This window comes from Aquaspirillum sp. LM1, assembly GCF_002002905.1.
In the GTDB taxonomy this organism is placed as follows: domain Bacteria; phylum Pseudomonadota; class Gammaproteobacteria; order Burkholderiales; family Aquaspirillaceae; genus Rivihabitans.
In genome coordinates this window covers 2,521,791-2,533,147 of sequence record NZ_CP019509.1, presented here as the reverse complement: position 1 = coordinate 2,533,147, position 11,357 = coordinate 2,521,791, and the positions used below count along the sequence as shown (strand labels likewise).

Below are 11,357 nucleotides of genomic sequence, written 5' to 3'. Positions count from 1 at the left end.
TGCACCAACCCCCTCCGCACAAAACTGGCCTCCCCGCAGCGCTCGCGCTATTATCCTTACATTCACTGGCGTATGTATTGCTTGAATGACGCTATTTTTGCCCGTTTTTGATTTCAACCGGGAAACGGCGTTTTTTGGCCAAAAGGATGTGGGAATGAAAAATCTGGGATTACAGGCCCGTTTTGCCTTGTTTGGGTTTGCGCCGCTGGTGGTGGCTTTGCTGATGGGCGCGGTTGGGTTGTCGGTGAATGAGTCTCGCCGTCTGGAGGCGGAGGTGCGGGCCAAGTCTGAGGCCACGGTAGAAGGCATTGTGCAGCTGCTGCAAATGAGCGACAGCTTGATGGGGCAGCAAACCCACAGCGCGATGAAGCTGTTTCAGGAAAAAAGCCGGCAGTCAGGCCCGCCGGGGGCGGCAGAAGCGGTGGTGGTGGGCGCTAGCCGGCCCAATAATCTGCACTTTGGCAGCCGGTCGATGGCGCTGGATACCGCGCTGGTGGATAACGTATCGGCCATTGCCGGCGGCAGCGCCACGCTGTTTGCCCGTGAGGGCAAGCGCTATATCCGCATTGCCACCAATGTGCGCGGCAGCGACACCCAGCGGGCGGTAGGCACCGAGCTTGATCCGCAAGGCAAGGCGTATCAGGCGCTGGAGCGCGGCGAGCCGTTTTATGGGCAGGTGGATATTCTGGGCGCGCCGCACCTGACTGGCTACGAGCCGATTGTGGACGCCAGCGGCAATCGGGTGGGGGCGTGGTATGTGGGCTTCAAGGCCGATCTGGCCGGGCTGAAGGAGCTGATTGGCAAATCCCGCTCGTTTGGCTCCGGCTTTGTGGTGCTGCTGGATGCCAAGGGGCAGCCGTTCTTGCAATCGTCTGACGCCAGCGCCAGCACCATTCGCAGCGCGCTGGAGGCGGTGGCCAGGGGCAGCGACGAATGGGCGCTGGTCGAGCGACCATTTCCAGCCTGGGGCTTTAAGGTAGCGGTGGCCTACCGTCCGCAGGAAGTGGCGGCGGCGGGCCGTCAGGCGGCGCTGCCGGTGTTGCTGGGTGGGCTGGTGATGACGGCGGCGCTGCTGGTGTTGCTGACCCTGGTGCTGCGCCGGGTGGTGCTGGCACCGGTGCAGCAGGCGGTGGCGGCGGCAGATGCGCTGGCGGAGGGCAATCTGGCGGTGCGCATTCATGTGGACCGTGATGATGAAATTGGCCGGCTGCTCAAGTCGATGGCGCATATGGTCGAGCGGCTGGCCGACATCATTGGCCAGGTGCGCGGCGCGGCTGACAGCCTGTCATCGGCGTCCACCGAGGTGTCGGCCACCGCGCAAACCCTGTCGCAGTCGTCCAGCCAGCAGGCAGCGGCGGCAGAACAGGTGACGTCCACGCTCACCCAGGCAGCGGAGTCGATTGCCAGCAATAGCCAGAACGCCCAGGCCACCAACGAGATGGCCACCACGGCCGCCAGCGAGGCCAGCAAAGGCGGCCAGGCCATGGCGGAAAGCGTCACTGCCATGCACCAGATTGCCGACAAGATTGGCATCATCGACGACATTGCCTACCAGACCAATCTGCTGGCACTGAACGCCGCCATCGAGGCCGCCCGTGCTGGCGACCACGGCAAGGGCTTTGCCGTGGTCGCCGCCGAAGTGCGCAAGCTGGCTGAACGCAGCCAGGTGGCCGCCGGCGAAATTGGCATTGTGGCCAACAGCACGGTGCGCCAGGCAGAACAGGCCGGGCAGCTGCTGGGGCGGATTGTGCCGGCCATTGGCCGCACCTCGGCGCTGGTGGGCGAAATTGCCGCTGCATCGGCAGAGCAGTTTCAGGGCATCAACCAGATCAATCAGGCGATGGGCCAGCTGAATCAGGCCACCCAGCAAAACGCTTCGGCATCGGAAGAACTGGCCGCCACCGCCGAGCAAATGGGCGCGCAGGCCGAAGAGCTGCAAGGCCTGATGGCGTTTTTCAAGGTGGCGTAGCCAATAGGGACCGGCGCTGGGCCAGTGTGCCTGCGCGCCTGCCCTGCGCCGCTGCTTTCTGGATGCCTTGCCCTGCTCGTGATTCTTGTTGGGCAGGGGTAATTTGACATCCTCCCCCACCTAAAGTCGGGGGATTCCTACGGCGCTCATCCCGGCATCGAGCCGGCATGAGTCGCTTCGGCGGGTTCCTGCTGCTGGCGGCATGACTGCACCGCTCACTTCACAGGCTAACCGGGCGTGTCCCGCCCTTAGCACGTTGATCGCGCCGACCAGATCGGCGTTTTCCTCGAAACCACACGCCACACATTCGAACCGGGCTTGCGTCTGGCGATTATCCGCCGACACATAGCCGCAGCACGGACAGGTGCGGCTGGTGTTCTGCGCCGGCACGGCGATGAGATGCCCGCCGTTCCACGCCAGCTTGTAGTCCAGTTGGCGGCGGAACTCGGCCCATCCCTGATCCAGAATGGCCTTGTTCAGCCCGGACTTGGCCCGAACGTTCTTGCCCGGTGTTTCGGGTGTGCCTGCCGCCGACCTGGACATATTCCGCACCTGCAAGTCCTCAAGACACACGATCGCGTGGTTTTGGCTGATCGTGGTGGAGCACTTGTGCAGGTAGTCCCGGCGGGCATTGCCGATGCGGCAATAAATCTTCTGAACGCGGGCTTTCGCCTTCTTCCAGTTGTGGCTGAATTTGGTCTTGCGGCTCATGGCCTGCTGCGCGCGGCGCAAGGCCGTCTCGTGTCGCTTGAAGCTGTTGAGCGGGGCATGGAACGTGCCGTCCGAGAGCGTGGCGAACCGTGCAATGCCCATGTCGATGCCGACTGCGCCACCCTGCGGGATGGGCTGCTCAATCTCGCGTTCGGTCTGGATGCTCACGAACCATTTGCCGCAAGACTGGCTCACGGTGATGTTCTTCACCGCGCCCAATACTTCCCGGCTGTTGCGGTAGCGCAGCCAGCCGAGCTTGGGCAGGAAGATTCGGGCATTGGCCTGGTCGAGCTTGATCTGTTTCGGGTCTGGATAACGGAAGCTGTCGGACTGGCCCTTCTTCTTGAAACGCGGGAAGTCGGCCCGCCTGGCGAAGAAGTTGGTGTAAGCGCGTTCCAGGTCCTTGAGCGTCTGCTGCAGCGGATGCGTTGGCGCATCGGCCAGCCACGACGTTTCAGATCCATTGCGCCACTCGGTGAGCAGCTTGCATAGCCCTGCGTAGCCGAGCTTCTTCTCGCCTTGCTCGTAGCGCTCCTTTTGCAAGGCCAATGCCTTGTTGAACACGAAACGGCACGACCCGGCGAAGCGGCGCATGTCGCGCTGCTGTTCGCCGGTCGGCATCAGTTCGTATTTGTAGGCTTGAAGGCGTTGCATACTGGTATTTTATACAGCCCACCTCCATCGACGGCAAGGACGGCTACGCCGTCCTTGCCGTCCTTCCTCGCCCTGAACGGCGGGGCTTGCCGCGCACCGGGTCAAACGAATGAAATAAAATTCTCTACGACCACAGTGGCGCTATCCAGCAAATAGTGTGATTCGGTATGATGCAGGCCTGTCTTGAGCGTGCCTGCATGCCAGACAAGGGGCATATCTGCCCAAAAAATCATCACATCGCCGTACATAACACCACTCCGCGACAATGCCATGCGTCAACCGTCTGCTTTGGGTCGGGTGGGCGTCCGGGGAGCAACAGAGAGGTTGGAGACATCGTGACGCGCCACGGCTGGATTGCTTTTGGAGTTGCCGGCTTGTATCTGGCAGGGGCTCGCCTGCCTGCCTGGATTGGCGATCCGGACCTGGTGCGCGTGCTGCTGGCCATGCCGGTTGGCTTGCTGGTGGGCCTGGTGGCCGGACGCGGTGCCCGTTGCCTGTGGGCGGTGGCCGGTCTGTGTGTGCTCAATACGGTGCTGGGCGGCTTTGCCGCCGAGGCGGTGGTGCAATCGCTGGCCAGCGCGCTGGCCGCATTGGTCAGCATCAGCACCTCGCGCCACCTGGCCTATCTGCTGGACAGCGGTGCCTGGCTGGCGCGCATGCGCGTGGTGCTGGGCTTTGCCCTGTCGGCCCTGAGCGGCGCGCTCGCGCTGACTGCCGGGCTGTGGTATCTGTGCCCGGACTTTTGCGAACCGGATATTTTTCTGCTGCAACAACTGGCCGTGCATGGCTGGTCGCTGGCGCTGGGCGTGCCGCTGGTGCTGACCTTATTGTCCAGGGCCGCGCTGCAGCGGCCATGGGAGCTGCTGGCCATGTTGCTGGCCGGCAGCCTGCTCTGGCGCGGACTGCTGTGGGATTCGCTGCTGCTGTCGCGCTGCTTTTTTCCCTGCCAGTTTGCCTGGGTGCCGCTGGTGGGCTGGGCGGCGCTGCGCACCGGTCCGGTTGGCGTTACCTTCACCGGCATGCTGGCGGCGCTGCTGACGCTGACCTCGGTGATCGCGCATCCGCTATGGCCAGAGCCTACCGCCGTCATGCTGGCTTACGTGGCCTGCGTGATGGGCCTGGTACAGCTGGCCGCGCTGGCCATCGCCTCGCTGATAGACGCCCACCGCAGCAATGTGGCGGCGCTGAATCTGGCCCATCACCAGTTTGCCGCGCTGATGGCCAACAGCAGTTCGATGATTTTCATCAAGGATACCGAAGGCCGCTACCTGCATGTCAGCCACAGCTACGCCGCGCTGATGGGGGCTACCCCCGCCGCCATGGTGGGCACCCGGCTGGCGCAGTGGATGGACGATGCCACGACCCTGGCCCGGCTGAGTGCCATCGACCAGCAGGTGATGCAGTCCCGCCAGTCGCAGCAAAGCGAAGAAGTGCTGGTGCGCGCTGGCGTCAGTCATGTGCTGCTCAATATGGCCTTTCCGCTGCTGGACGACCATCAGCAGCTGACCGGGCTGGGCGGCATTGCCGTGGATGTCACCACCCAGCGCGAAGAAGAGCAGCGCCAGCGCGAAGTGGAAGGCCGCTATCAGGTGCTGGTGGAGCAATCCCTGGTGGGGATTTACATTCAGCAGGACGAAAAGCTGGTGTATGTGAACCCCAAGGTAGCCAGCACGCTGGGTTATCAGCAGGAAGAGCTGATTGGTTGTTCGATGGCCGATTTGCTGGCGCAGGAAGACAGCGAGCGGGTGCGCGGGCAAATCCAGCAGCGCTACCAGAACCAGATTGAAAACATGCAGTACACCCTGCCGGTGCGTCACCGCGATGGCCATGTGCTTGAGGTGGAGGTGTACAGCCGGCTGTTTGAATACCGGGGGCGTCCGGCCATCATTGGCGTGGCGATGGATATCAGCGAGCGGCGAATTGCCGACGCCAAGCAGCGCCTGTCGGCCACCGTGTTTGAAAACACCAGCGAAGGCATTCTGATTACCGATGCCAATACCTGCATCATTGCCGTCAACCAGGCGTTTACCCGCATCACCGGCTACAGCGAGACCGAAGCCGTGGGCAAGCGCTCGCGCATGTTCCGCATCGACCAGACCGGACAAAACCACAATGCGCGCATGCTGGCAGCGCTGGATGCCGACGGCCACTGGCAAGGAGAGTTTCTCGACCGGCGCAAGAATGGCGAATGGTTTCCGGTATGGCTGTCGCTGTCGGCGGTGCGCGATCAAAGCAACCACAGCAAGCTCACCCACTATGTGGCGGTATTCTCCGACATCACCGTGCGCAAGGAAGCCGAAGACCGCCTGCAGTTTCTGGCCAACCACGATCCACTGACTGCCCTGCCCAACCGCACCCACTTTATTCAGCGCCTGGAACAGGCAGTGGCCGAGGCGCGCGGCAATCAGAGCGAGCTGGCGGTGCTGTTCATCGACCTGGATCGCTTCAAGCTGATCAACGACTCGTTTGGCCACCACGCCGGCGACGACCTGCTGCGCCTGCTGGCCGCGCGCCTGTCGTGCTCGCTGGGCGAAGAAGGCCTGCTGGCGCGGCTGGGCGGCGATGAATTCACCGTGCTGTTCGAGCAGGTGGCCTCGCGCGCGCATCTGGAAGAAATCACCCACCGCCTGCTGGCCGAGCTGTCCAAGCCGCTGCATCTGGAAGACCACGAGCTGTTTGTCACCGCCTCGATTGGCGTGTCGATCTTCCCGTCCGACGGCGACGACGCCGCCAGCCTGCTGCGCAATGCCGACATGGCCATGTACCGCTCGAAAGACGCGGGCAAGAACACCTGCACCTTCTTTGCTGGCGACATGAACGACGAAGCATTCGAGCGCCTGCTGATGGAAAACGGCCTGCGCCTGGCGCTGGAGCGCCAGGAATTCGAGCTGCACTATCAGCCGCAGATCAACCCGTTCACCCACCAGGTGGAAGCCGTGGAAGCGCTGATCCGCTGGCGCCACCCCGACCTGGGCATGGTGTCGCCGGCGCGCTTTATCCCCATCACCGAAGAAAACGGCATGATCCGCCAGATTGGCGACTGGGTGCTGCGCACCGCGTGCGCCCAGATCAAGGCGTGGGACGAGCAGGGGGTGCATGTGCCGCGTGTGGCGGTCAATCTGTCGCCGCGCCAGTTCCTGCGCGGCACGCTCACCGCCACCGTGGTGGAAGTGCTGGAAAACACCGGCCTGGCACCAGGCCGGCTGGAGCTGGAAGTCACCGAAGGCATGCTGATGCAAAACCCGGCGGAATCGGTGGATATTCTGCGCGAACTCAAGGCGCTGGGCGTGCAGATTGCCATCGACGACTTTGGCACCGGCTATTCGTCGCTGTCCTACCTCAAGCGCTTTCCGCTGGACAGCCTGAAGATCGACCGCTCGTTCGTGATTGGCGTACCCGACGACAGCGACAGTTCGGCCATTGCCGAAACCGTGGTGGCCATGGGCCGCAAGCTGGGGTTGAATGTGGTGGCCGAAGGGGTGGAAACCAGCGATCAGTGCCGCTTCTTGCGCGCTTGCGGCTGCAAGCTGCTGCAGGGGTATTTCTTTGCCAAGCCATTGTCGGCAGACAATCTGCGCGACTTTATCGTGGATAGCCTGCGCGCGCCGCCAGCATCGGGCAAGACAACCGCACCGACCAGCCTGCGCGAGGGCTGAGCGTCAGAGGGGCGCAAGCGGTAGGTAAAAGTACGATAAAACGCTTGATTCACCTCATGTCGATTAAATATACTGAGTCATGAAGTTTCCGCAGGCTGTCTCTCAGCCAAAAGCGCCCATCTGCGGCAGGCTGTCAGCGTGCATTTCACCCAGTGCTCAGATCGGCGTTTCTGGCGGCATATGCGCACCATGTTGCGGCCATGCCACCAGGAGTCCACCCATTGAAAAATAACCAGCCCGTCACCCAAAACGAAGTGGCGTTTCCGCCCAATGTCTATCTGGTGTCCAAAACCGACCTCAAAGGCCAGATCACCGACTGCAACGATGCTTTTGTGCAGATTTCCGGCTTCACCCGCGAAGAATTATTGGGTAAAAGCCACAATATCGTGCGTCACCCGGATATGCCGATGGCGGCTTTCAAGGATTTGTGGCGCACGGTGCAGGCGGGGCTGCCCTGGCGGGGGCTGGTGAAAAATCGCTGTAAAAACGGCGATTTTTATTGGGTGGAAGCGCTGGTCACCCCCCTGAAAAAAAACGGTCAGATCGTGGGTTATATGTCAGTGCGCACGCCGCCGGATCCGCGCGTGCGCGCCGAGGCCGAAGCGCGCTACCGCGCCGTGGGCGTGCAAGGCGTGCTGCCGGCCAGCGGTCGGCGCAGCGTGTCGCTGGGCGCACGACTGTGGGCGGCCATGGTCACACTGGGCGTATTGTGCGCGCTCTTGGGGTTTTTTGGCGTGCAAACCCTCAACCATGGCGACGAAGCGCTGCAAGCCATGTATCAGCATCACTTGCAACCTTCCAATGTGATTAACCGGGTGATGTTCCTACTGGCCGACAACCGCTCGCAAATCATGCTCAGCCTGCAACACGACCCAAGCAGCCCAGTGGTCAGCCTGCACGACCATCCGCTGGACATGCATGTGCAGGCCACGCTGAAAAACCGCGAAGAAATCAACGCTCTGCTGGCGCAGCTGCGCCAGCTGCCGTTAAGCGCCGAGCAGCAGACGCTGCTGGCGCAATTTGGCCAGACGCGCGAGCGCTTTTCTCGCGAAGGGCTAAGTGTGGCGCGTGAACAACTGAAAAACGGCCAATATCACGCCGCCAACATCACCCTGCTGACCCGCATCAACCCACTCTACAACGATATGCGCCGCGACGGCGAAGCACTTCTCCAGGCGCTGGCCGACAGCGCCGAGCGCAGCCACGTCGAGCGTAGTGCCGAGTTTGACCGCTTTCGCTGGCTGGGCCTCAGCCTGTCGGTGCTGGCATTGCTGATTGCGGGCGTGGGCGGCCTGCTGCTGCGCCGCGCTGTGGTGCGACCGATTCAGCACGCCATTGCCCACTTTGAGCGTATCAGCGAAGGCGACCTCACTGCGCAGATTGATGTCGGTGGTCGTGACGAAGCCGGCATGCTGCTGTGCAATCTGGCCAGCATGCAGGTGACGCTGAAAGCCATGCTGGACAATATCCAACGCGCCTCACAAGCCATCGACGCGCGCGGTACCGAGCTGGCCGAGCACATGGCCCAGGTCAGCGCGCAATCCGACACGCAGCAAACCCGCGCGGCCAGCGTGGCCGCCGCCACTGAGGAGTTCAGCCAGTCGGTGCAGGAAGTGGCCGACAGCGCCCGGCAAACCGCCGACGCCGCCGACGCCTCGCGCCAGCAGGTACAGGCCAGCAATGCCGATATCCACGCCAGCATGCGCGCCACCCAGGCGGTGGTGCAGACTGTCGAAGATGCCAACCACACCATTGAGCGGCTGAATCAATCCATCAGCCAGATTGGCGACATGACGCGCACCATTGCCGAAATCGCCGACCAGACCAATCTCTTGGCGCTGAACGCCGCCATTGAGGCGGCCCGTGCCGGCGAAACCGGTCGGGGCTTTGCCGTGGTGGCCGACGAAGTGCGCAAGCTGGCCGAACGCACCACAGCGGCCACCGTGGACATCAACGCCACCGTCAACGAGGTGCGCGCCACCACTGCCTGCGCGGTCAGCAGCATGGCCGGTGCCGCCCAGGCGGTGGAGCACAGCGTCAGCGCGCTGGATGCCAGTGTGGCCGGGCTGGACGCCATTGAGCGCGCCAGCGAAGAAGTGGCCGGCATGGCCGCGCACATTTCGGCTGCCGCTGCCCAGCAAGGTGCCGCCAGTGCCGAAGTGGCCAACAATATGCAGCAAGTCACCCAATTGGTGGAGCACAACACCGAACTGGCGCACAGCGCCACCCGCGCCGCCCAGGATTTGTTGGGCACCGCCCGGCAACTGCAAACCCTGAATCGGGCGTTTCAGCTACACCGGCGCGCCTGAGCCAGGCTGGCGCTGGGGGCCAGCTGCGCCGCCAGCGTCAGCCGACCGTCGTCGCCCAGGTGGGCGCGCAGCTCGCCGCCGTGCTGGCGGGCGATGGCGCGGGCAATCGGCAAGCCCAGGCCGTGGCCATCGCCGCCGCCCTGGCTGTAAAAGCGCTCAAACAGCACGCCCAGCGGCTCGGGCAGAGGGCTGGCGGGTAAATTATTCACCGCCACGCCAGGCAAACCGGCGTCCAGTTCTACCCGCACCACACTGCCCGGCGGGCTGTAGCGGATGGCGTTGCTGAGCAGATTGTTCAGCAGCCGGCGCAAGGCGGCGCGCGCCACCGGCAGATGCAGCTGGCCGGCGACGTGAAGCTGAATGTCGCGCTCTTCCGCCAGCAGGGCAAAAAACTCGCACACCTCGTCCACCTCCTGGCGCACATCCAGTGATTCGCACGGCAAGGCGGCTTGGCTGTGTTCGGTTTTGGCCAAAAACAGCAAATCATTCACCGTGCGCGTCAGTCGCTCCAGCTCTTCGGCATTGTCCGCCAGCACTTGCTGATATTCCGCCAGGCTGCGCTCGCGCGACAGCGCCACCTGGGTTTGCCCCAGCAAAATACCCAAGGGCGTGCGCATTTCATGCGCCAGATCCGCCGCATAGTGGGACAAGCGGGCAAATGCGCCGTCCAGCCGCGCCAGCGCATCGTTGAAAGCTCCCACCAGCCCCAGCAGCTCAGCCGGGGCCAGGCTGGCGTCCAGCCGCTGGTTCAGTGTGTCCGGACGGATGGCCATGGCGGCGGCGGTGAGTGCCGCCAGCGGGCGCAGGCTGTGGCGTACCAGGGTAGCGCCCAGCGCCGCCGCCACCAGCGTGGCCAGCGCACCAGCCCACCACAAATGGTTGCGGTATTGCGCCAGCAGCGCCGCCTGATCGTGGCCATCGCGCCAGATTTCCAGCTGCACCGGCTCGCCATTGGCCAGCGCAGCACGCGCCGCCAGCCCTTGCCAGGGATGGCCGTGCGCATCCTGGCCGCGTACCAGGCCCGGCGCTTTGCCCAGTGTGAGCCAGATGCCGCGCGGCAGGGCTGCGGGGCTGTCTACCAGCGCCTGCCCGCGCGCATCCAGCACGCGCAATGCCAGGCCGTCATGCCCCACCATGAAATGCGTCAGCCAGTCCGGATTGCGCCGCAGCATGTCCACGTCCGACACACCAGCCAGCGCCTGGCGAAACAACACAATTTTGCCGCGCTGCTCGTCGCGGTCGCGCGCGCCCAGCTCCAGTTGCAGCGCCTGATACAAATACACCCCGCACGCCAGCATCAACGCCGCCGTCAGCGCGGCAAAGCCCAGCACCACACGTGGGGTGAGCCCACGCCAGGCGCGCCGCCAGTCAGCCCTCACGCCCAGCCTCCAGCACATAGCCGACACCGCGCAGGGTGTGAATCAGCTTGAGCTCAAACGGCTCGTCAATCTTGGCGCGCAGCCGGCGCACCGCCACATCCACCACATTGGTGTCGCTGTCAAAATGCATGTCCCACACCTGCTCGGCAATCAGCGTGCGCGACAACACCTCGCCGCGCCGGCGCATGAACAAGGCCAGCAAGGCCATTTCCTTGGCGGTCAGCGTCACCCGCACACTGCCGCGCCAGGCCTTGTGCCGGGCCAGATCCAGCGCCAGATCAGCCACGCGCAATACATCCGGCTCGGCCTGCGGGCGACGGCGCAACAGGGTGCGCACCCGCGCCAGCAGTTCGGAAAAGGCAAATGGCTTGATCAGATAATCATCGGCACCGGCTTCCAGCCCGCGCACGCGGTCTTCCACGCGGTCGCACGCAGTCAAAAACAATACCGGCGTCTGGCTGGCCCGGCGCACGCTGGCCAGAATATCCCAGCCACTGCGCCCAGGTAGCATCACATCCAGAATCAGCAAGGCAAAGTCCTGAGTCAGCGCCAGATGCTCGCCTTCTGCACCATCGTGTGCGACCTCAACATTAAAGCCGGCTTCAAGCAAACCCTTTTGCAAGTACGCTGCTGCGCGAACCTCGTCTTCTACAATCAATATCCGCATATCCAATCCTTT

The 11,357-nt window shown here is 63.5% G+C and carries 6 protein-coding genes; 3 read left to right on the top strand and 3 right to left on the bottom strand.

From position 1 onward, the window contains the following. Positions 1-154 precede the first annotated feature (154 nt). A complete protein-coding gene (locus BXU06_RS10830) occupies positions 155-1,969 on the top strand; it encodes a methyl-accepting chemotaxis protein (RefSeq protein WP_171982196.1) in 1,815 nt (604 codons plus the stop codon). Between the two features lie 120 nt (positions 1,970-2,089). Here BXU06_RS10830 and BXU06_RS10825 read toward each other — a convergent pair whose 3' ends face one another. Continuing rightward, complete coding sequence (locus tag BXU06_RS10825) at positions 2,090-3,334, bottom strand: RNA-guided endonuclease TnpB family protein (RefSeq protein WP_077299434.1); 1,245 nt, start codon at positions 3,332-3,334, stop codon at positions 2,090-2,092. Positions 3,335-3,669: 335 nt separating this feature from the next. On the opposite strand from BXU06_RS10825, the gene BXU06_RS10820 reads away from it, so the two are divergent. Continuing rightward, positions 3,670-6,990, top strand: coding sequence for an EAL domain-containing protein (locus BXU06_RS10820; protein ID WP_253189448.1), 3,321 nt, complete (start codon positions 3,670-3,672; stop codon positions 6,988-6,990). 221 nt (positions 6,991-7,211) lie between these two features. Then, the gene (locus tag BXU06_RS10815) at positions 7,212-9,299 is read left to right on the top strand and encodes a methyl-accepting chemotaxis protein (protein ID WP_150125177.1); all 2,088 of its coding nucleotides are present in this window, start codon (positions 7,212-7,214) and stop codon (positions 9,297-9,299) included. On the opposite strand, the gene BXU06_RS10810 is transcribed toward BXU06_RS10815, so the two are convergent. Both BXU06_RS10810 and BXU06_RS10805 read right to left on the bottom strand, forming a co-directional pair. Continuing rightward, positions 9,278-10,678: a heavy metal sensor histidine kinase gene (locus tag BXU06_RS10810; RefSeq protein ID WP_171982195.1), complete on the bottom strand. Its 1,401-nt coding sequence runs from the start codon at positions 10,676-10,678 to the stop codon at positions 9,278-9,280. The genes BXU06_RS10815 and BXU06_RS10810 overlap by 22 nt on opposite strands. Next, positions 10,668-11,345, bottom strand: coding sequence for a heavy metal response regulator transcription factor (locus BXU06_RS10805; RefSeq protein WP_077299428.1), 678 nt, complete (start codon positions 11,343-11,345; stop codon positions 10,668-10,670). Before BXU06_RS10805 ends, BXU06_RS10810 begins: the two co-directional genes overlap by 11 nt. Positions 11,346-11,357 lie beyond the last annotated feature (12 nt).

Bases quoted from the DNA above. Each gene is read 5' to 3' on its own strand.
- BXU06_RS10805 (WP_077299428.1), bottom strand. From the start codon at position 11,345: ATGCGGATATTGATTGTAGAAGACGAGGTTCGCGCAGCAGCGTACTTG.
- BXU06_RS10825 (WP_077299434.1), bottom strand. From the start codon at position 3,334: ATGCAACGCCTTCAAGCCTACAAATACGAACTGATGCCGACCGGCGAA.
- BXU06_RS10830 (WP_171982196.1), top strand. From the start codon at position 155: ATGAAAAATCTGGGATTACAGGCCCGTTTTGCCTTGTTTGGGTTTGCG.